At 62.3% G+C, this 19,954-nt stretch carries 18 protein-coding genes and 2 pseudogenes; 13 read left to right on the top strand and 7 right to left on the bottom strand.

The window, feature by feature from the left end:
* A pseudogene (locus ATY75_RS34070) lies at positions 1-129 on the top strand (trehalose utilization protein ThuA); the annotation flags it as partial.
* A gap of 104 nt (positions 130-233) precedes the next feature.
* Entirely contained in the window at positions 234-1,271 is a 1,038-nt protein-coding gene (locus tag ATY75_RS21140) for a Gfo/Idh/MocA family oxidoreductase (protein ID WP_088939060.1), read from the top strand.
* A 48-nt stretch (positions 1,272-1,319) separates the two neighbouring features.
* On the opposite strand, the gene ATY75_RS21135 is transcribed toward ATY75_RS21140, so the two are convergent.
* The 6 genes from ATY75_RS21135 to ATY75_RS21110 form a co-directional block, all read right to left on the bottom strand.
* The gene (locus ATY75_RS21135) at positions 1,320-1,712 is read right to left on the bottom strand and encodes a DUF4112 domain-containing protein (RefSeq protein ID WP_088939059.1); all 393 of its coding nucleotides are present in this window, start codon (positions 1,710-1,712) and stop codon (positions 1,320-1,322) included.
* A 42-nt stretch (positions 1,713-1,754) separates the two neighbouring features.
* Positions 1,755-2,828 carry an alcohol dehydrogenase family protein gene (locus ATY75_RS21130; RefSeq protein WP_088939058.1) on the bottom strand — a complete coding sequence of 358 codons (1,074 nt, stop codon included), beginning with the start codon at positions 2,826-2,828 and terminating at the stop codon, positions 1,755-1,757.
* A 14-nt stretch (positions 2,829-2,842) separates the two neighbouring features.
* Positions 2,843-4,222, bottom strand: a complete 1,380-nt coding sequence (locus ATY75_RS21125) for an aspartate aminotransferase family protein (RefSeq protein ID WP_088939057.1) — start codon at positions 4,220-4,222, stop codon at positions 2,843-2,845.
* Positions 4,223-4,251: 29 nt separating this feature from the next.
* Positions 4,252-5,748, bottom strand: a complete 1,497-nt coding sequence (locus ATY75_RS21120; RefSeq protein ID WP_088939056.1) for an NAD-dependent succinate-semialdehyde dehydrogenase — start codon at positions 5,746-5,748, stop codon at positions 4,252-4,254.
* Positions 5,749-5,868: 120 nt separating this feature from the next.
* On the bottom strand, positions 5,869-6,366 hold the full coding sequence (locus tag ATY75_RS21115) for an Lrp/AsnC family transcriptional regulator (protein WP_088939055.1): 498 nt from the start codon (positions 6,364-6,366) through the stop codon (positions 5,869-5,871).
* Positions 6,367-6,399: 33 nt separating this feature from the next.
* Positions 6,400-7,002 (bottom strand): amino acid synthesis family protein, encoded by a 603-nt coding sequence (locus tag ATY75_RS21110; protein WP_088939054.1) that lies wholly within the window; start codon positions 7,000-7,002, stop codon positions 6,400-6,402.
* 307 nt (positions 7,003-7,309) lie between these two features.
* Here ATY75_RS21110 and ATY75_RS21105 point away from each other — a divergent pair, with 307 nt between their 5' ends.
* From ATY75_RS21105 to ATY75_RS21065, 9 genes and pseudogenes are all read left to right on the top strand, one after another.
* Complete coding sequence (locus ATY75_RS21105) at positions 7,310-9,112, top strand: helix-turn-helix domain-containing protein (protein ID WP_088939053.1); 1,803 nt, start codon at positions 7,310-7,312, stop codon at positions 9,110-9,112.
* A gap of 164 nt (positions 9,113-9,276) precedes the next feature.
* Positions 9,277-10,269: a flavin reductase gene (locus tag ATY75_RS21100; RefSeq protein WP_088939052.1), complete on the top strand. Its 993-nt coding sequence runs from the start codon at positions 9,277-9,279 to the stop codon at positions 10,267-10,269.
* A gap of 1 nt (position 10,270) precedes the next feature.
* Positions 10,271-11,785 carry an aldehyde dehydrogenase gene (locus ATY75_RS21095; protein WP_088939051.1) on the top strand — a complete coding sequence of 505 codons (1,515 nt, stop codon included), beginning with the start codon at positions 10,271-10,273 and terminating at the stop codon, positions 11,783-11,785.
* 40 nt (positions 11,786-11,825) lie between these two features.
* Positions 11,826-12,908, top strand: a complete 1,083-nt coding sequence (locus ATY75_RS21090; protein ID WP_088939050.1) for an LLM class flavin-dependent oxidoreductase — start codon at positions 11,826-11,828, stop codon at positions 12,906-12,908.
* A 2-nt stretch (positions 12,909-12,910) separates the two neighbouring features.
* Positions 12,911-13,720 carry an alpha/beta fold hydrolase gene (locus ATY75_RS21085; RefSeq protein ID WP_088939049.1) on the top strand — a complete coding sequence of 270 codons (810 nt, stop codon included), beginning with the start codon at positions 12,911-12,913 and terminating at the stop codon, positions 13,718-13,720.
* Complete coding sequence (locus tag ATY75_RS21080) at positions 13,713-14,102, top strand: carboxymuconolactone decarboxylase family protein (protein ID WP_088939048.1); 390 nt, start codon at positions 13,713-13,715, stop codon at positions 14,100-14,102. Before ATY75_RS21085 ends, ATY75_RS21080 begins: the two co-directional genes overlap by 8 nt.
* Positions 14,103-14,245: 143 nt before the next feature.
* The gene (locus ATY75_RS21075; protein ID WP_088939047.1) at positions 14,246-15,079 is read left to right on the top strand and encodes a transporter substrate-binding domain-containing protein; all 834 of its coding nucleotides are present in this window, start codon (positions 14,246-14,248) and stop codon (positions 15,077-15,079) included.
* A 61-nt stretch (positions 15,080-15,140) separates the two neighbouring features.
* Complete coding sequence (locus ATY75_RS21070) at positions 15,141-16,115, top strand: amino acid ABC transporter permease (RefSeq protein ID WP_088939046.1); 975 nt, start codon at positions 15,141-15,143, stop codon at positions 16,113-16,115.
* Positions 16,112-16,854, top strand: a pseudogene (locus tag ATY75_RS21065) (amino acid ABC transporter ATP-binding protein). Before ATY75_RS21070 ends, ATY75_RS21065 begins: the two are co-directional and overlap by 4 nt.
* 179 nt (positions 16,855-17,033) lie before the next feature.
* Here ATY75_RS21065 and ATY75_RS21060 read toward each other — a convergent pair.
* Positions 17,034-17,531, bottom strand: a complete 498-nt coding sequence (locus ATY75_RS21060; RefSeq protein ID WP_088939045.1) for an Lrp/AsnC family transcriptional regulator — start codon at positions 17,529-17,531, stop codon at positions 17,034-17,036.
* Positions 17,532-17,631: 100 nt separating this feature from the next.
* On the opposite strand from ATY75_RS21060, the gene ATY75_RS21055 reads away from it, so the two are divergent.
* Both ATY75_RS21055 and ehuA read left to right on the top strand, forming a co-directional pair.
* Positions 17,632-19,017 (top strand): PLP-dependent aminotransferase family protein, encoded by a 1,386-nt coding sequence (locus tag ATY75_RS21055; RefSeq protein WP_088939044.1) that lies wholly within the window; start codon positions 17,632-17,634, stop codon positions 19,015-19,017.
* Between the two features lie 122 nt (positions 19,018-19,139).
* Positions 19,140-19,925 carry an ectoine/hydroxyectoine ABC transporter ATP-binding protein EhuA gene (gene ehuA / locus ATY75_RS21050; protein WP_088939043.1) on the top strand — a complete coding sequence of 262 codons (786 nt, stop codon included), beginning with the start codon at positions 19,140-19,142 and terminating at the stop codon, positions 19,923-19,925.
* Positions 19,926-19,954: the final 29 nt, after the last annotated feature.

Raw genomic sequence — 19,954 nt, 5'->3', positions numbered from 1 at the left:
GCCTTTAACCCGCAAGGCGCGTTGACTGGTATTACCGACGCCCCAAATGTGCCGGTAGAAAAGGCGCTGGAGCCGATCGTCGAACGCGGCCCGAAACTGCACCAGGCCGGCGAAGCCGGTTACCGCTAAGAGATGAGACGCCGTGGGCGCGAGCGGCCTCGCTCGGCCGCGCAAGACGCCGCGATGATCTCGCGGCCGCTCACGCTTTGATGGATAACCATGAGGATAAAAGAATGCGCTTGATCATTCTCGGTACCGGAGGATGGGCAAATACCCATGCCATGCATTTTTCGGAAATCGCCGGCGTCAAACTTGTTGCCGCCGTCGATACGGACGAGGTCCGGCTGCGGGCCTTCGCGCTCAGGCATGCTATCCCGCTGACGTTCACGTCGCTCGATGACGCCATTGCCTGGGGAGAGTTTGACGCCGTCACTAATGTCACGCCGGATCGCGCGCATTATTCCACGACGATGAAGTTGCTTGGCGCCGGCAAGCATGTGCTCTGCGAGAAGCCGCTGGCGGTCAACCATCGCGAAGCCAAAGAGATGGCCGATGCCGCCGCCGCGTCCGGCAAGGTCACGATGGTGAACCTGACCTATCGCAATGTCGCGCCGCTGCAAGCCGCGCGAAAAATGGTGCTGGACGGGCGTCTCGGCGCCATCCGCCATTTCGAAGCTTCCTACCTGCAGAGCTGGCTGGTCTCGAAGGCCTGGGGCGACTGGACCAAGGAATCGCAATGGCTCTGGCGGCTGTCGACGAAGCACGGCTCAAACGGCGTGCTGGGCGATGTCGGTATTCACATCCTCGACTTCGCGGTCTTTGCCGCCGGAAGCGACGTCAAGGCGGCGGCATCGCATCTCAAGGTGTTCGACAAGAGCCCCGGGAACCGGATCGGCGAGTATGAGCTCGACGCCAATGACAGCTTCCTGATGATGGCCGAACTCGAAAACGGTGCGGCCGGCGTCATCCATGCGACGCGCTGGGCGACCGGCCATCTCAACGAATTGCGCCTGCGTCTGCACGGGGACAAGGGCGCGCTGGAGGTGGTGCACACGCCTGAAGGCTCGACTCTCAGGGTCTGTGAAGGCGCCGATGCCGACAAGGCGATCTGGCGCACGATCGACGTCAAACCGGTCCTCACGAACTTCCAGCGATTTGCAAACGCCGTGCAAAAGGGGCTGCCGGACGAGCCGGGTTTCGGCCATGCCGCCAAGCTGCAATTCGTCCTCGATCACGCCGTGAAAACTGCGGGTGCTTTGACCGAGCTTTAGCCAAAGACGCTCCGGTTCAGCGCCGCTTCTGCAGATTGCTCGACTTCGTCAGATGTGCCGGTTCAACTCGTCCTCGCTCACGCCGAAGTGGTCGAGAATGATGCCGACGTTGCGGCGGTGAGACTTGAAATAGACATCGAAAATATCGCCGATCAGGGGAACGGTGCCGCAGGCGGCATCGACGCCGAGATTGACCGCCATGCGGGCGAGTTTCTGGGTGGGAAGGCCGAGCCGCCTTGCCTCGTCGATGATGAAAAGCCCGATCAGTGATCCGGCAATGTCGCCGACGGCCGGGATGAGACCGAGGACCGAATCCGCGCCGATCCGCACGCCAACGACCGGCAATCGAACCGCCGTATCCATCAGACGGGCTATGCCGGCGGCGCGCCGAATTCGCCCCAGTTCGGTAGCGGTGAGGTATGTCGTTTTGCCCGTGTCCATGGCCGTGAAACGCCGCAAAGCCGATAAGGTTCGCCTGCGCCGCTATCTCTGGTCGGGAACCACGACCAGTTTGCCGACGAAGTTCTTCGCCATGAAATCGGTCTGGGCGCGGTGGAATTCCGATAGCGGGTAGACGCCACCGACGAGGGGGCGAATTTTCCGGCTTTCGATATAACCGACGAGCCGGCGGAAATCGGCGCGGCTTCCCTGGCTCGAGCCGTGCAGCTCCAGCTGCTTCAGATACATGATCCTGAGGTCGAGCTGGACGACCGGGCCGGCGATGGCGCCGGCGGTGGTATAGCGGCCTTCGGGGCGCAGGATCTTCAGGAGGTCATTGAACAGCGGCCCGCCGACGAGATCGGCGACGACATCGATCGGCTGGCCACGGCTTGCCGAATGGACGGCTTCGACCAGATCACCCTTGCCGCGGGTCACCACAGCTTCGGCGCCGATCTCAAGCATCGCCGCCTCCTTGCCGGGACCGGCGACGGCGATCGGGATGGCGCCGCGGGCACGCGCAAGCTGGATGATGGCCGAGCCTACGCCGCCCGAGGCGCCGGTCACGAGGACGCGCTCGCCGGCGGCAAGCCGCGCCCGCTCCAGCATGCGCTCACCGGTCAGATAGGCGCAGCAGAAGGTAGCGAGTTCGACATCGGTCAGATCGGTTGCGACGACATGGGCGTTTTCGGCGGGCAGCGCCATATATTCGGCGTAGCCGCCGTCGCGGCCATGGCCCATGTAGTCGATGTCGGCGAGGCTGTCGTCGTCGCGGTTGTAGGTCGAGAAGTCGACCATGACGCGTTGGCCGATGCGTTTTGGGTCGATCCCGGCACCGACGCCGACGATGTGACCGACCGTATCGGTGCCCTGGATGCGCGGAAAGGTCAGCGTGTTGCCTTGCCGGCGCCAGCTGGAGACGGCGGAGGGATCGTCCTCGGTGCCGTAGGCGCCCTGGCGCACCCAGACATCGGTATTGTTCATGCCGCAGGCGGTGACGCGGATCAGCACCTCGCCCTCCGCCGGCGTTGGGACGGACACCTCCCTGTCATAGACGAGCTTGTCCAATCCGCCGTGGCCGGTCAGCAATACGGCGGCCATCTTTTCCGGGATCGTCATGCCGGCCGTTCTCCTCAGATGCTCTTGAAAACCGTTTCGATCGCGTCCGCTGCGGCCTTCACCACGATGTCGGCCTCCTCGCGCGTCAGGCAGAGCGGCGGGGCGAAGCCGAGAATGTCGCCCTGCGGCATGGCGCGGCCGATGACGCCGCGTTCGAGAAGGGCGGCTGCGACCTGCGGGCCGATCTTGCGACCGGCATCGAAGAGTTTTCGGTCGTCCTTATCTTCGACGAATTCGATTGCCGCCATCAGGCCGTCGCCACGGACGTCGCCGACGTTGCGATGGCTGCCCACCGCTTTTGCCAGTTCCGAGCGGAAATAGGCGCCGGTCGCGCCGGCATTCTCGACGATGCCGAGTTCATCGATCAGTTCGAGATTGGCAATTCCGGCGGCAGCACAGATCGGGTGGGCGGAATAGGTCCAGCCGTGGCCGATCGCTCCCAATTCATCGGAACCCCGCACCAGCACCTGCCACATCTTCTCCGAAACGATGCTGCCGGAGAGGGGAGCATAGGCCGAGGTCAGGCCCTTGGCGATGGTGATCAGATCCGGCTTCATGCCGTAATGATCCGAGCCGAACATCGTGCCGAGACGGCCGAAGCCGGTGACGACCTCGTCGGCGACGAGCAGGATGTCGTATTTGTCGAGCACCGCCTGGATCTTCTGCCAATAGCCTTGCGGCGGCGGCACGATGCCGCCGGTGCCGAGGATCGGTTCGCCGATGAAGGCAGCGATCGTCTCGGGACCTTCGGCGAGGATCATCTCTTCCAGCCGGTCGGCGCAATATTGCGAGAACTGCTCCTCGCTCATCGAACGGTCGGGCCGGCGGAAATAATAGGGTGCTTCGGTATGAAGGATCGGCGCGCGTGGCAGGTCGAAGGCATTGTGGAAGAGCGCCAGGCCGGTGAGGCTGCCGGTCATGACGCCGGAGCCGTGATAACCACGCCAGCGCGAGATGATCTTCTTCTTCTCCGGCCGGCCGAGGATGTTGTTGTAGTACCAGATGAGCTTGATGTTGGTCTCGTTGGCGTCCGAGCCCGCAAGACCGAAATAGACGCGGCTCATGCCAGCAGGCGCACGATCGATGATCATCTTCGAAAGCGCAATCGAGGCTTCCGTGCCGTGGCCGACATAGGCGTGATAATAGGCGAGATTCTTCGCCTGTTCGGCGATGGCGTCGGCAATCTCCTGACGGCCGTAGCCGACATTGACGCAATAGAGCCCGGCAAAGGCGTCGAGGCTTTTACGTCCCGTCGTATCGGTGATGTAGACGCCTTCGCCGCCGGCGACAACGCGGGTCGGCGTCTCGCCGCGCGCATGCATGCCCATGTGGGTCGAGGGATGGAAGAAGTGATCGCGGTCCCAGGCGGTGAGTTCGTTGCTTTTGTCGAGCATGTTCTATCCTCTTCTTAAAGTGCAGCGGATCAAGCCGCCGTGTCGATGCAGAGATATTTGAGCTCGGTGAAGGCTTCGAGCCCGTGGCGTGAGCCCTCGCGGCCGAGGCCGGACTGCTTCCAGCCGCCGAAGGGAATGGGGCCGCCGGTGATCTTCACGCGGTTGATCGCCACCATGCCATATTCCAGCGCCCGCCCGAGGCGCATCTGCCGGGCGCCGTTCTCGGTGACGATATAGGCGACAAGGCCGTATTCGCTATCATTGGCGCGGGCAACGACCTCGTCTTCGGTGTCGAAGGTGGTCAGTGCCGCCACAGGCCCAAATGTTTCTTCGCGCATGATCAGCGCATTTGCCGGCACATCCGTCAAAAGCGTCGGCTCGTAAAACAGCCGGCCGGCCGTGTGGCGGCTGCCGCCGGTGACGAGCCGGGCGCCGCGCGCCAGCGCGTCGGCGACCTGTTCCTCGACCTTGACGACGGCGCGCTCATGCATCAGCGGCCCGATCTCGCTTCCATTCTCAAGCCCGGCGCCGACCTTCAGCGCGGCGATGCGGGCGGCAAAGGCCTTGGCGAAGGCATCGGCGATCGGTCGCTGAACAAAGATGCGGTTGGCGGCAAGGCAATCCTGGCCGGATGTGGCGAACTTGGCGTCGATGGCGATCTCGACCGCCTTGTCGACGTCGGCGTCGTCGAAGACGATCAGCGGCGCGTGGCCGCCGAGTTCCATCACCAGCCGCTTCAGGGTGGGGGCGCATTGGCTGACAATAAGCTTGCCGATGCTTGTCGAACCGGTAAAGCTCAAAGCACGTACCCGGATGTCGTCACAGAGAGCGCCCACAATCGGCGCGGCTTGGCCGGTAACGACATTGAAGACACCGGCAGGAATGCCGGCCCGTTCGGCCAGTTCGGCCAGGGCAAGCGCTGAAAGCGGTGTCTCGGAGGAGGGGTGGGCGACGACCGTGCAGCCGGCTGCAAGGGCTGCGGCAGCCTTGCGCGTGACCATGGCGGAGGGAAAATTCCAGGGCGTGACGATGCCGACAACGCCGAGCGCCTCGCGCCGGACGATCATTTCCGCGTCCGGCAGATGGCTGGTGACGCCTTCGGCGTTCAGCCGCTTGCCCTCTTCGGCATACCATTCGAGGAAGGAGGCGGCATAGTCGATTTCGCCGCGCGATTCCGAAAGCGGCTTGCCCTGCTCGAGCGTCATGATCAGCGCCAGATCCTCCTTGGCCGCGAGCATCAGTTCGTGCCACTTCCGCAGGATCGCCGCCCGGTTCTGCGGCAGCATGGCACGCCAGGCGGCAAAAGCCTCTGACGCGGCATCGATCGCCGCCTCTGTCTCGTCGGTGCCAAGGCTTGCAACCCACGCCAGCGTCGCCGAGGAGGCCGGATCGGTAACCTCGAAACTTTCGCCGGTTTTGCCGGCGATCCAGCGGCCGCCGACATAGGCGAGATCGCGCAGGAGATGGCGGTCGGAAAGTCGCGACAGCGCATCATGGTAGGCGGGGCGGGCAAAAACGGCAGTCATGTCCAGTCTCCTCGTGGCGGTGACGTAAAGTGTTCCACAGGAGCGGACCAGAGATTGTCTTTTGGCGATGGCGAAAAGAGAGAAATGGTCTAAAGCACGGCCGCGGGATAGAGAGATTGTCTACGACGCGCTCCGGTCCTCGCCGGATGCGGTGAAGGAAGCGACCGGAAGCACTGTTTCCTCCTTCACCGTTTTGGTGACGATGTAGGTGAAGTAGCGGTCGATGCCGAGTTCGCGGTCGAGAAGCCCGTCGACCAGCCGCTGATAGGCGTCGATATCGGCCGTCATGATCTTCAGGATGTAATCGACACCGCCGCCGACCGACCAGCAGGCGACGATCTCCGGGATTGCGGCAACGGCGCGTTCGAAGCGCTCGAAATCGGCCTGGCGATGATTGGCGAGCGTCACCTCCATCATGACGCTGGCAACCGGCGCGATGCGCCGTGGAGCGATGCGGGCGTGGTAGCCGGTGATCACGCCTGCCTTTTCGAGCTTGCGCAGCCGCATCCAGCATGGCGTCGGCGACAGCCCGGCCTTTTCGGCCAGCGCCAGCTTGGTGATGCGGCCGTCGCGCTGGACGGCGTCGAGAATGCGCAGGTCGATGGCGTCGAGCTTCATCCCACCTCCCGCCAAGATCAGCACCTGCGCTCGTCAAATGCCCGAGAAGGTCACGGCCTTTTTCGCTTCCATCTCTGCGATATCCTGGAAGCGGTCGGCGATGCGCGCATGGGCGCGGCCGCTATCCGAAGCGCCGATCGCCACTATGATCTCGTCGGGACCAGGCGCATCGGCAATCTGGAAATTGGCAGTCAGAAAATGCGATCGCTTGCCGTTTTCGTTCTTGTGCATCATCGGCAAGCAAAGGAGAGCCCCCGGTGCATTGCGCGTGTTGGCAAATTCGAGATAGTTCGTGCCGCCGATCGCTTCGCGGAAAGGATTGCCGAAACGCAGCGTGTGGATCATTGCCGAGGCATGCTCGATTTCGCCATTGATTCCGACCGCCGCCGCTTTCCCACAAGCCTCTATCTGCTCGGGGCCTATCTGGCGCAACAGCCGACCGGTCATTTCGTGGCTGAGCTCCCCGGCAATGCGGATGATCTCTGGCCTGAGATCTTCGACAAAGCCGCGGCCGGCCCAGGGATTTTGGATCACGGCTGAGACCACGACGATATTGACGGGGCGTGACGCGGCCCTGCCGCCTTCGACGAGGGTCTCTTCCAGGAAGGTGGTGAATTTTCTGATGCCGAGAGTCATGTGAAAAACCGCTGAAAATGAAAACTTGCGCTAGGCTACAGCGGCGGCGGAAAATTTCTTCCTATGTCCGAAGGAAGAGCTTGCGGAAAGATCCTGCGAAAGGAAGCAGGACACCAGTCCCCAGACTTGCTGTGCCAGACAATGCCTTTGCGGAAATCGGCGGCGGCGCAACGGCGATGCTCAAGATTGCCGGGTATGACGTCCTATTTTTCGCCGGAAGACAGATCGATTGTTTCCTATGAAAGCAAGTAGCTTTGTCCGCTGGGGGCGCGCATAATCGCTGACGGATGTCAACGAGGCGAAACGATTGGATCAGAAGTCCCGTGTACTGTCGCTGCGAGACGTCGCCAGTCAGATCAACAGCGGCGGCGATCTCCAGGCCGTTCTGCAGCAACTGATTGCCGCCGCCTGCCGTCATGCCGACTGGGCGTTGGGATCGATCATGAGCATCGATGCCGCGCATGGTTACGCCTATGTCATCGTACGCTACGATCCGACACTGATAGAACGTCAGCTGCCGGACAAATGGGAACTGGCGACAAGCCCGTCTTTAATCGCGCTGCAGCGAAACGAGCCCGTCTATATCCCCGATGCGCGCGAGTCCGCCGAGTTTCCCGGCTATCGGGCGGAAGCCTTCGATCGCGACTACCGCACAGTCTTGGTCTTGCCCATGAACTGCAAGGATGCGGAAGGCCGGCCGATGGTCCTCAGCGTCATCGCCCGGCAGATCACCAAAGTGTCGGAGGACGATCTTGCCTTCCTCGGCACCATCATCCATCTGGGCGCAATCGCCGTGGAGCGCGAACACCGGCTTGAAGCCGAGAAGCAGTCGGCGCAGCGGCTCGAGCGAGCCCTGAAAGCGCATACGTCGCTGCTCGAGCATGTGCTAAGCGACGGCTCGGTCGCACCGCTTTCGGCGATGGTCGGAATGATGCTGCCGAACCCGACGGTGGTGATCGACTTCACCGCCAATCAGGTGATCGCCGGGCGCCCGCCGAACGCGCTATATGACGAGACCTCCTGGCCGGAAGCCGCTTCCACGACGCTCGCCCGGTCGCTGATGAAGGCGGCGCGTGATGCGATCGAACACGGCACGACGAATGCGGCCAACCTTTTTCTCGACGACGGCACACAACGTTGCCGGATCTCCGCTCGCATCGAGGCGCTGATGGTCGACAATCAGCTGGTCGGAGCGCTGATCATCTTCCCGACCTCCCGGGAATTCAGTGATCTCGACTTACTGATGCTTGACAGCGCCAAATTCGCGCTGAGCGTCCAGATGATGCGCAGCTTCATCCGGTTCCGTTTTGAAACCCGGACGCAGACCGAGCTGTTCTTCGAAATCGTCGAGGCCCGGTGGCGGGACGCCCGCGATGTCGCGCAACGGGCTCAGCGGCTCGGATTGAGCTTCGCCGTCCCGCAGCAAATGATCGTCGTCGATTTCCCCGATAAGACAAAGGCCTTCGGCGGGGCGTCCGTCGATGTCGAACACACGCTGACGCGCATTATGCAACAGGCCTCGGTGCAGGCGAACCTGATCGCGATCGACGGCGGTGTCGTTTGCCTCATGCCCTATGACACGAGCAAGCGTCAGGAGCGCACGGCCAAGCTCACCCGCCGCATCGCCGAGGAACTCGGCCGCTATTTCGGCGAGGCGCCCGTTGTCGTCTCAAGCAACCGCTGTGATACGCTATCCGACTACCCGGCGGCTTGGGAGCGGTGCGGCCGCATGATCCGCATCGGCCGTTCCTTTGGATTGACCGGTGCTATTTCAGCTCAGGACTTTGGGCCGCTTCCGATGTTGGTTGCGGCCTCGGAAGCCGGCGACGTGCGTAGTTTTGTCCAGGAAAGTGTCGGGGCTATCGCCGAGCACGATCGCGAAAACGGGACGCCCTATATGGAAACGCTCTCCACCTATCTGCAGGAGGGGTGCCGCAGCCAGGCCTGCGCCGATACGATGGGCCTGCATGTTACGACGCTGCGTTACCGGCTCTCGCGCATTCAGGAGCTTTTCGGCGTCGATGTCGAGACTCCAGAAAAGCGCTTTGCCGTCGAATTGGCAATCCGTCTGCACGGCGTAATCGACAATCGCTCGACCGCCCAAAGATAGTTCTCCACCCCTTTTATACGCTCGCTCGAGGCTCTGCCCCCTCGCACCGTTTTGTCTCCTCTGGATCGAGGCAGAAGTTTTCCACCCCATCCTACGAAGCCAGGGAAGAACGGCCGAAGCGGCAGCGATAGCCTTCTTTCAACAAGCAGAGGAGGCTCGAAGGCATGGTGGAGACAGCGGCAAGGACGGATGCCCCGATCGACCCGATCGCACTGCGCCGGGCCTTCGGAACCTTCGTGACGGGCGTGACCGTCATCACCACGCGCGACGAGGACGGGACCCCGCGCGGCATGACCGCGAATTCGTTTACCTCAGTGTCGCTCGATCCGCCGCTGCTTCTCGTCTGCGTCGCGAAGGCGGCCTCCAGCTATCGGGCCTTCACCAATGCCGGCTGCTTTGCGGTCAATATCCTTCATGAAGGTCAGGTCGATATCTCAGGCACATTCGCCTCGAAGTCTCCAGACAAGTTCCAGTCGGTCACCCACGATCACATCCATACCGGCGCGCCGGTTCTGACCGACAGTCTGACATGGTTCGACTGCACCAGCTACAGCGCCGTCGATGCCGGCGACCATACGGTTCTCATCGGCCAGGTCCGCGCCTTCGGCACCAGCCCGACCGCGCCGCTCGGCTTCTGCCGCGGCCGTTACGCCAGCGTCAAGGATCCGCTGCCGGCGGGCTGGCTTGCCTCGCACGGGATGATCATCGGCTACTTGATCGAGGCCGGCGACGGCCTGCTGCTGCGCTCGGACGGGAGGGGCGGCTGGGTGCTGCCATCGGCACGCCGCCGCAAGGCCGACAGCCAGCTGGTGGTCGAGGGCGGCGATGCGCTGCGCCTCGTACCGGAAGAGACCTTCCTCTATTCCGTCTTCGACGTTGCCGACAGCGATCCCGGCTATCTCGTCTATCGCGCCCGGTTGGCAGGCGAGGGGGAAGAGGTCAACCTGCCTGCCGATCTCCGCTTCTTCGGCATCGACGATCTGCCCTATGAGGCGATCGCCACCCATGAACTGCGCTCCATGTTGCGCCGCTATGTGCGCGAGCGGCAGGCGGGCCGCTTCGGCATCTACATGGATTCCGACGATGGCGGCCGCGTCGCGATGATCGACGGCGAAGCCCGTGCCTGGCTCCAAGCCTCCCAAGACCAAGGACAGTGAGATGAAGACGACAGTCAGCTCCATCGAAGGTTCGCGACAGGGCCTGTTCATCAACGGCGAATTCGTGGCGCCGAAGGCCGGCAACTACATTGCCAGCTACGACCCGACCACCGGCAAGCGCTGGTATGATCTGGCCGAAGCCGATGCCGATGATGTCGACGCTGCCGTTGCCGCCGCGAACGCCGCCTTCCGCAATTCCGCCTGGCGGCGGATGACGCAGACCGATCGCGGCGCGCTTGTCCGCCGCCTCGCCGAACTGGTGCGGGCCAATGCCGACACGCTCGCCGAAATCGAAACGCGCGACAATGGCAAGCTTCTCAAGGAAACCCGGGCGCAGATGCGTTCGATGCCGGACAGCTATCACTATTTCGCCGGCATGGCCGATAAGCTGCAGGGCGACACGATCCCGATCAACCGGATGGACACGCTGAACTTCAATCTGCGCGAACCGCTCGGCGTCATCGGGATGATCACGCCCTGGAATTCGCCGCTGATGCTGCTCACCGGCACGCTGGCCCCCTGCCTGGCGATCGGCAATACCGTCGTCATCAAGCCGTCGGAGCATGCCACCGCCTCGACGCTGGCGCTGGCCGAACTCATTCACGAGGCAGGCTTCCCCGCGGGGGTCGTCAATGTCGTCACCGGCACCGGCAAGAGTGCCGGTGAGACACTGACCCGCCATCCCGGCGTTTCGAAATATGTCTTCACAGGCAGCACCGCCACCGGCCGCCGCATCGCCGGCAACGCGGCGGCGAACCTCGTGCCCTGCTCGATGGAGCTCGGCGGAAAGTCGCCGCATGTTGTGTTCGGCGACGTCGAAATCGAGCATGCGGTCAACGGGGTCGTCTCGGGCGTCTTCGCCGCGGCCGGACAGACCTGCGTTGCCGGTTCGCGCTGCTTCGTCGAGGCCGGCATCTACGACAAGTTCATCGATGCGCTGGTCGCCCGCACGGGCCGCATCCGCGTCGGCCTGCCGACCGCTGACGATACCGATATCGGCCCGCTGGCGCTTTCCGACCAATTGCAGAAGGTCGAGGGCTATGTCGCCTCCGGCGTCAAGGAAGGCGCCAGGATCGCCGCTGGCGGACGCCGCCCGCAGAAGGAAGGTCTGGCGAGCGGCGGCTGGTACTACGAGCCGACGGTGATGGTCGATGCGCAGAACGATATGGGCTTCATGCGCGACGAGATCTTCGGCCCTGTCGTCGGCGTCATGCCGTTCCGCGATGAGGCGGAGATGATCGCTGTCGCCAACGATAGCCATTACGGCCTCGCCTCCGGCATCTGGACCAAGGATATCGACCGAGCGCTGCGCTTCGCCAACCAGATCGAGGCGGGCACCGTCTGGGTCAATACCTACCGCTCGGCCTCCTTCATGTCCGCCAATGGCGGCTTCAAGGAGAGCGGTTACGGCCGGCGTGGCGGCTTCGAGGTGATGCACGAGTTCTCGCGGTTGAAGAACGTCATCATCGATTATTCCGGGATAATGCAGGACCCCTTCGTCATCCGTCTGAAGTGACGGCACAGAAGAAAATACAGCCCGAACGGGAGGCTAGCAGATGAAATTCGCAGTATCGCTGACCATGGAGCGCTTCTCGCCCGATGTTTCGATGTCGACGGCCATGAACAACCTCCTTCACCTGGCACGGATGGCTGACGAGGGTGGCTTCGAGACCCTGTGGACCGCCGAACATCACACGATCGAATGCACGATTTCGCCGAACCCGTTCCAGACGCTGGTGTGGCTGGCGCAGCATACGCAGCAGATCCGCCTCGGCACCTCGACTCTGGTGGCGCCCTACTGGAGCCCGATCCGGCTGGCCGGGGAATCGGCGCTCTGCGACCATCTCACGAACGGCCGCCTGGAATTCGGGATCGCCCGTGGTTCTTACCAGTACGAGTTCGATCGGATGGCAGGCGGCATGCCTCAGCAGGAAGGCGTCGCCTACATGAAGGAGATCGTGCCGGCGGTGAAAAAGCTCTGGGCCGGCGATTATGCCCATGATGGTCACTACTGGAATTTCCCGACTGCCACCTCCGTGCCGAAGCCGCTGCAACGGCCGCATCCGCCGATTTGGGTTGCGGCGCGCGATCCCGGCACCTTCGACTGGGCGATCGCCAACGGCGCCAGCATCCTCTCGACGCCGCTTTCGGCGCCGGCAGCCGAGATCCAGGTTCTCTCCGACAAGTTTCACAAGGCGGTTGCCGATCATCCTGAGGTCCCGCGTCCGCGCTTCATGATGCAGCGCCGCACCTGCGTCTACGACAAGCCGGATGGCTGGGAGACCGCCGTCAAGCACAGCATGGATTACGGCCGTGCTTTCGAAAACCTGATGCAGAATATCGGCACGGTGCGCGAAGGTTTCCCCGAAGCCGTGCCCTACGAGGCTGTGAAGGGCAAGGACAACTACAATCCGGACAATATCCGCAAGAACCTGATGTTCGGTACGCCCGACGAGGCGATCGAGAAGCTGCTGGTGTTCGAAGCCGCCGGCGTCGATCAATATTGCCTCGGCCTGACCTTCAATCTGCCTTTCGAACTGCAGAAGCGGACGCTGGAGCTGTTCATCAGGGAAATCATGCCCTTTTTCGCGGCGCGCGAGCAAGAGAAGGAACAGAAGCGCAAGGCAGCGGCGAACTGATCATGGGAGAGGCACAGCGCCATACCGTCGGAGACGTGACGCTCAACTACCGCATCGACGGCAGCGGCGATCCGCTCGTCTGCATCCACGGCGTCGGATCCTATCTCGAAGCCTGGTCGGGTGTCGTTCAACGTCTCAAGGACCAGTTCACGGTCCTGACCTTCGATCTGCGCGGCCATGGCCATTCGAGCCGGATCAAGGGCCGCTATGAGATCGACGATTTCGTCGACGAGGCGCTGGCGCTGGCCGACAAGGCTGGGTTCCAGACCTTCAATCTCGCCGGCTTCTCGCTCGGCGGCCTGATCGCCCAGCGTCTGGCGCTGACCCACCTCGATCGGCTGCGCAAGCTGATGCTGCTGTCGACGGTCGCCGGCCGCACACCGGAGGAACGGACGCGAGTGCTGGAGCGACTGGCGGCACTGCAGGCAGGGACGCCTGCCGACCACCACAACGCCTCGCTGTCGCGCTGGCTGACCGAAGAATTTCAGGAGAACAACCCCGCGGTGATCGCGCGGCTTCGTGAGCGCGATGCGGAGAATGATCCGGACTGTTACGCCGCCGCCTACCGGGTGCTGGCGGAGACGGATTTCGGCGGCTTCCTCGACCAGATCCGCTGCCCGACGCTGATTGCAACGGGCGAGGAGGATGCCGGATCCAATCCACGCATGGCCCGCTACATGCACGAGCGCATCCCGGGCTCGACGCTCAGCATCCTGCCCGGATTGCGCCACTCCATCCTGATCGAGGCGCCGGAAACGGTTGCGAATTTGATGCGCGGCTTCCTGACCCATGAGGAGACGAACCATGGATGAGATGCTCAGAAAGAGCGGCGAGGCCGTCAGGCGCAAAGTTCTCGGCGACGACTATGTTGACCGGGCGATGAACAATGCCGACAGCTTTTCCGCTCCTTTCCAGGACGTTCTCAACGAATATTGCTGGGGTGCGGCCTGGACCGACCAAGGGCTCGATCTCAAGCAGCGTAGCCTTCTCAATCTCGGCATGCTGGCGGCGCTTAACCGCATGCATGAATTCGCCATCCACTTTCGCGGCGCCATTCGCAACGGGCTGACGGACGACGAATTGCGGGCAGCTCTCGTGCAAATCGCAGTCTATTGCGGCATTCCCGCCGGCGTAGAAGCCTTCCGGGTTGCCCGCTCCATTCGCGACGAGATGCGCCAGAAAGGAGAGTTCTGACTTCCCCGGTTTGAAGGAACGAGCGGTCTGCCGCTGCTTCCGATCGCCGGAAGACGAAAATGTCTCTTCGACTGCAAGATTGCATGACGGTGCGGGAATGAGCCCGGGCCAAAACCAAGAATGACAATAAAGGGAACTATCGCATGAACAGACTGACCAAGATGACTGCGGCCGCCGCGTCACTCGCTATTGTGCTGGCTGCCGTTCCGGCCAATGCCGGCGCCGTGCTCGACCGCGTGATGGCGGCCAAGGATCTGAAGGTTGCGACCGACGCCAACTGGGCGCCGCAATCCTTCATGAACGACAAGAACGAACTTGACGGTTTCGACATCGACGTTGCCAAGGATATCGGCAGGCGTCTCGGTGTGAAGGTCGAATTCGTAACCCCCGGCTGGGACATCATCACGGCCGGCAATTGGGCAGGTCGCTGGGACATGCATGTCGGTTCGATGACGCCGACCAAAAAGCGTGCCGAGATCTTCGACTTCCCGGCCGTTTATTATTACACGCCGGCTGCGGTTGCCGCGCACAAGGACAGCAAGGCGACCAAGCTCTCCGATCTTGATGGCAAGGTCGTCGGGACCACGGCCACCTCCACCTTCGAAGCCTATGCGAAAGGCGATCTGACGCTTGATGCCGCCGGTGCGCCTGCCTTCAAGTACGAGTTCAAGCCGAAGGAAGTGAAGTCCTACGCCAACTCGACCACCGCCTTCGATGATCTGAGACTCGGTGACGGCACCCGTCTCGATGCCGTCGTCTCGTCGCTGCCGAGCATTCTCGATGCCGTCAAGGCCGGTTACCCGATCAAGCAGATCGGCGACCCGGTCTTCTACGAGCCGCTCGCCGTTGCCATCGAACACGGCGATAAGGCGTTCAATGACAAGATCGCCGAAGCCGTGAAGGGCATGCAGTCCGACGGCACGCTGAGCAAGCTTTCGGTAAAATGGTACGGCGTGGACTACACGGTCGTAAAATAACCGCCGCCAGAATCAGACGGTCCGGACAGCCGGACCGTCGATTTGCCGCAAGGGGCAAGAAATGCTTTATCCCGATACAGTCGAATCCGAAGTACTCGTCCATAAGCCGTGGTTCGTCGCGACGCTGTTTGCCGTGGCGCTGGCGTTTTTCCTGATGTTCAATATGACCGGTACAACGATGGGCGAATTGATGCGTCCCGTCATCGGCGATCCCGCTGCCAGCGGCTTTTACGGTCGTTTCGCCATCGCTTTCGTCATCGCCTTGCTGTTCGTTTTGAATGTCGTGCTGATCGGCTTTGCGTCCCTGCGGGTGCAGATCGCCATTGTCTGGCTGGAACTGCTCGGCCTCTTTTTGGCGTTCTTTGCGACATTCCATCTGAGCCTGCCGTTCATCGCCGAAAAACTGCCGTTCATGATCACCCAGGGCCTGGTGACGACGATCTACGTCTCTGCGGTCTCGATCGTGATCGCCTCGGCAATTGCCATATTGGGTGCTGTCGCCAAGCTCTCGACCAACGGCTTCGCCTATGCGATTGCCAGTTTCTACACCTCGTTCTTCCGTGGCCTTCCGCTGTTGATGCAGGTCTATCTGATCTATCTCGGCTTGCCGCAGCTGGGCTTCGTCATCGACGCAGTGCCCGCCGGTATTCTTGCGCTCTCGCTCTGCTACGGCGCCTATATGACCGAGATCTTCCGTTCGGGCATTCAGAGCATCGATCGCGGCCAGTGGGAGGCCTCACGCTCGATCGGCTTCGGCTTCGGCATCACCATGCGCAAGATCATCCTGCCGCAGGCGCTGCCCGTCATCATTCCGCCGACCGGCAACCAGTTCATCTCGATGCTGAAGGACAGCTCGCTGGTCTCCGTCATCGGCGTCTGGGAACTCATGTTCCTGGCCCGCACGCTGGGCCAGAAGACCTTCCAGCACATGGAAATGCTGATTTCCGCCGCCATGCTCTACTGGATCATGTCGATCTGCCTTGAGCTTATCCAAGCGCGTATTGAACGTCATTATGCCAGGAGCAAAGTCCGATGAACGGCGACAAGATCATTGAAGCGAAAAACGTTTCGAAGTGGTACGGCGCCTTTCAGGTGCTGAAGGATATCAATCTTACGGTCAGCAAGGGCGAGCGGATCGTCGTCTGCGGTCCTTCGGGATCCGGCAAGTCAACGCTGATCCGCTGCTTCAACCGGCTGGAGGCGCATCAGGAGGGGGAGATCACCGTCAACGGCATCACCCTGCACAACAAGATGCGCAATGTCGGCGACGTCCGGAAGAATGTCGGCATGGTGTTCCAGCACTTCAACCTCTTCCCGCATATGACGGTGCTGATGAACTGCATGGTCGGGCCGATGTGGATCAAGGGCGTGCCGGCGGCCGAGGCGAAGAAGACGGCGCTGAAATTTCTGGAGCGCGTGCGCATCCCCGAACAGGCCAACAAATATCCGATCCAGCTGTCGGGCGGCCAGCAGCAGCGCGTCGCCATTGCCAGGTCGCTCTGCATGCAGCCGGCAGTCATGCTGTTCGACGAGCCGACCTCGGCGCTGGATCCCGAAATGGTCTCGGAGGTGCTCGAAACCATGACCGGTCTTGCCAAGGACGGCATGACCATGGTTTGCGTCACCCACGAATGGGCTTTGCCCGCGCCGTTGCGGATCGGGTGATCTTCATGAACACAGGCCAGATCGTCGAGCAGGGGGCGCCAGAAGAATTCTTTGACAATCCGCAGCATGAGCGCACCAAGCTGTTCCTCAGTCAAATTCTTAAGCACTAGCAACATGCGGCGGAAGCGCGGCTGGTCCGAAGACTGTTGAGCGATCATCCTGTGCCGCGTTCCTCGCTGCAGATTACGCCACGCTCAGGCAGCGTCGGCAGATTATAGGATCTCTCGTCGCGATGTAACTTGGCGACGGACACGCCTGCAGTTCCCATCCGGACTGGCAGAGAGATTGTCTACGACACGCTCTGGTCCTCGTCGGATCCGGTGAAGGAAGCGACCGGAAGGACTGTTTCCTCCTTCACCGTCTTGGTGACGATGTAGGTGAAATAGCGGTCAATGCCGAGTTCGCGGTCGAGAAGCCCGTCGACCAGCCGCTGATAGGCGTCGATATCGGGTGCGATAATTTTCAGGATATAATCGACGCCGCCGCCGACCGACCAGCAGGCGACGATCTCCGGGATTGCGGCGACGGCGCGCTCGAAGCGTTCGAAATCGGCCTGGCGATGATTGGCGAGCGTCACCTCCATCATGACGCTGGCAACCGGCGCGATGCGCCGTGGAGCGATGCGGGCGTGGTAGCCGGTGATCACGCCTGCCTTTTCGAGCTTGCGCAGCCGCATCCAGCATGGCGTCGGCGACAGCCCGGCCTTTTCGGCCAGCGCCAGCTTGGTGATGCGGCCGTCCCGCTGGACGGCGTCGAGAATGCGCAGGTCGATGGCGTCGAGCTTCATGGTGCTTTCTTTAGAAAGAAATCATTTCAAACGCAGCGAAAAGACAATGGGAGCGCATTTTTGCATTGTCAATTGAACTGATTTTTAGCAGTGTTAAATCATGACAAAGTGGCGCCCCGATCCCTCGCAACTCCGCCGGCCGGCCTACCTCTCGCTCGCCGAGCAGATCGCCAATGCGATCACTGACGGCAAGCTCTCCGACGGGGCGCAATTGCCGCCGCACCGCAAGCTGGCGGATGAGTTGCATCTGTCCGTGCAGACGGTGAGCCGCGCTTATGACGAGCTCAGCCGCCGCGGGTTGATATCGGGCGAGATCGGCCGCGGCAGCTTCGTCCAGACCAGGCCGCGCGAGCCGGAGCCGCCTTATCTGCCGGAACGGCTGGGCGAGGTGATCGATCTGTCGATCCTCAAGCCGGTCTGCGAACAGATCCATCTGGAAAGGCTGCGCCAGGCCTTCGGCTGGCTTTCGGAAAACCTGCCCTCCAGCTCGGCCCTGTCGTTCCGGCCGAACATGGTCTTTCCCCGTCACCGCGCTGTCGCCACCGAATGGCTGGCGCGTTGCGGGCTTGACGCATCGCCGCTGAACATCAGCGTGACGAATGGCGCGACCTCGGGCATGACGGTGGCGCTGATGAGCGTCGCGCCGCCCGGCTCGACGATTGCGACCGAGGCGGTCAGCCACCATACGCTGGTGCCGCTCTGTGGTTATCTCGGCCTACACCTCGAAGGGCTGGCAATCGACGAGCAAGGCATGATCCCCGAAGCGCTGGATGAAGCCTGCCGCACGGGGCCGATCCGGGCGATCTTCCTGCAGCCCTCGGTGATCAATCCGATGGCGGCGCTGATGAGCGCCGAGCGCCGGCAGGCGCTCGCCACTATCGCCGCCAAGCATGACATTGCGATCATCGAAAACGATATTCTCGGTCCGCTGATCGAGGACCGGGCGCCGCCAATGGCGGCGTTCGCGCCGGAGCGGACGCTCTACGTCACCAGCTTCACCAAGATCACCGTTCCCGGTCTCAGGATCGGCTACCTCGTCGCCCCCGACCGCTATGTCGCCGCCGTCGCCAACCGGCATCTCGTTTCCAGCTGGATGGCGACGCCCGCCATGGCCGAGATCGCCACCCGCTGGGTCAGTGACGGCACGGCGATGGAACTGGTCAACTGGCAGCGCGGCGCCCTTGCCGACCGCCACGCAATCGCGGCGGAGATGCTGGCTGGTCTCAGCCACCGGGCGCATCCGCAAAGCCTGCATGTATGGCTGCCGCTTTCCGGCAGCCATACGGAGGAGGGCTTCGTGTCGCAGGCGCGGCTGCGCGGCGTGGCGATCGCGCCGGGCAAATCCTTCCACACGGCCGATCACGGCTGGACGCCGGCAGTGCGTATCTCGCTCGGTTCGACGACGGAGGGCGAGCTGCGAACCGGACTCGGGATCGTCGCCTCGCTGGCGCAGGGAAATCCGGAAGAGCTGCTGCTCGCGATCTGAGGTGGCCGCCGCATTCTCCAGCAGGCGCAGAATAATTGTCATGATATTATTTTGCGAATTGACATGATTTCGATGGGCCGTCATCGTTAGGACATTGCTTGTCTCAACAAGGAGAGACATGAATGCCTCAGCCCATCATCCGCATCGACAACATCGTCAAGAAATACGGTCCGCTGACCGTGCTCGACGGGCTGTCGATGAATGTCATGCCGGGTGAGAAGCTGGCACTGATCGGGCCGTCCGGCTCCGGCAAGACGACGATCCTGCGCATTCTGATGACGCTGGAGACGATCAGCGGCGGCCATATCGAGGTCGACGGCGAACAGCTCTACCATATGCCGAATGGTGGCGGACTGGTGCCGGCCGATGAGCGGCATCTGCATCGCATGCGCGAGAGGATCGGCATGGTCTTCCAGCACTTCAACCTGTTTCCGCACAAATGCGTCCTCGACAACGTGACGCTGGCGCCGATGCTGACCAAGGGCATCAAGCGGCAGCAAGCCGAGAAGCGGGCGATGGAGCTTCTCGAGATGGTCGGTCTTGCCGACAAGGCGAGAAGCGTTCCGGCGCAGCTTTCCGGCGGGCAGAAGCAGCGTGTCGCCATCGCCCGGGCCTTAGCGCTGTCGCCGAAGATCATGCTGTTCGACGAGGTGACCTCGGCGCTCGATCCGGAACTGGTCGAAGAAGTGCTGAACGTCATGCGGCGGCTGGCTTCGGAGACCGACATGACAATGCTTCTCGTCACCCACGAGATGGGTTTCGCCCATGATTTCGCCGACCGCGTGCTGTTCTTCGATCGCGGCAGGATCGTCGAGGAAGGCAAGCCCGGCGACATCTTCCGCAATCCGACGCAGGAGAGGACGCAGACCTTCCTGCGCAAGATCATCGCGGCGGGGCACCGCGTCTGACCTCAGACATTGCCCGCGGACAACAAAAC

The sequence above is a fragment of the Rhizobium sp. N122 genome (assembly GCF_002211295.1).
Lineage (GTDB): Bacteria > Pseudomonadota > Alphaproteobacteria > Rhizobiales > Rhizobiaceae > Rhizobium.
Note: the sequence above shows the minus strand (reverse complement) of the source record. Positions and strands in the feature narration are given on the sequence as shown.

Bases quoted from the DNA above. Each gene is read 5' to 3' on its own strand.
- ATY75_RS21140 (WP_088939060.1), top strand. From the start codon at position 234: ATGCGCTTGATCATTCTCGGTACCGGAGGATGGGCAAATACCCATGCC.
- ATY75_RS21135 (WP_088939059.1), bottom strand. From the start codon at position 1,712: ATGGACACGGGCAAAACGACATACCTCACCGCTACCGAACTGGGGCGA.
- ATY75_RS21130 (WP_088939058.1), bottom strand. From the start codon at position 2,828: ATGACGATCCCGGAAAAGATGGCCGCCGTATTGCTGACCGGCCACGGC.
- ATY75_RS21125 (WP_088939057.1), bottom strand. From the start codon at position 4,222: ATGCTCGACAAAAGCAACGAACTCACCGCCTGGGACCGCGATCACTTC.
- ATY75_RS21120 (WP_088939056.1), bottom strand. From the start codon at position 5,748: ATGACTGCCGTTTTTGCCCGCCCCGCCTACCATGATGCGCTGTCGCGA.
- ATY75_RS21115 (WP_088939055.1), bottom strand. From the start codon at position 6,366: ATGAAGCTCGACGCCATCGACCTGCGCATTCTCGACGCCGTCCAGCGC.
- ATY75_RS21110 (WP_088939054.1), bottom strand. From the start codon at position 7,002: ATGACTCTCGGCATCAGAAAATTCACCACCTTCCTGGAAGAGACCCTC.
- ATY75_RS21100 (WP_088939052.1), top strand. From the start codon at position 9,277: ATGGTGGAGACAGCGGCAAGGACGGATGCCCCGATCGACCCGATCGCA.
- ATY75_RS21095 (WP_088939051.1), top strand. From the start codon at position 10,271: ATGAAGACGACAGTCAGCTCCATCGAAGGTTCGCGACAGGGCCTGTTC.
- ATY75_RS21090 (WP_088939050.1), top strand. From the start codon at position 11,826: ATGAAATTCGCAGTATCGCTGACCATGGAGCGCTTCTCGCCCGATGTT.
- ATY75_RS21085 (WP_088939049.1), top strand. From the start codon at position 12,911: ATGGGAGAGGCACAGCGCCATACCGTCGGAGACGTGACGCTCAACTAC.
- ATY75_RS21080 (WP_088939048.1), top strand. From the start codon at position 13,713: ATGGATGAGATGCTCAGAAAGAGCGGCGAGGCCGTCAGGCGCAAAGTT.
- ATY75_RS21075 (WP_088939047.1), top strand. From the start codon at position 14,246: ATGAACAGACTGACCAAGATGACTGCGGCCGCCGCGTCACTCGCTATT.
- ATY75_RS21070 (WP_088939046.1), top strand. From the start codon at position 15,141: ATGCTTTATCCCGATACAGTCGAATCCGAAGTACTCGTCCATAAGCCG.
- ATY75_RS21060 (WP_088939045.1), bottom strand. From the start codon at position 17,531: ATGAAGCTCGACGCCATCGACCTGCGCATTCTCGACGCCGTCCAGCGG.
- ATY75_RS21055 (WP_088939044.1), top strand. From the start codon at position 17,632: ATGACAAAGTGGCGCCCCGATCCCTCGCAACTCCGCCGGCCGGCCTAC.
- ehuA (WP_088939043.1), top strand. From the start codon at position 19,140: ATGCCTCAGCCCATCATCCGCATCGACAACATCGTCAAGAAATACGGT.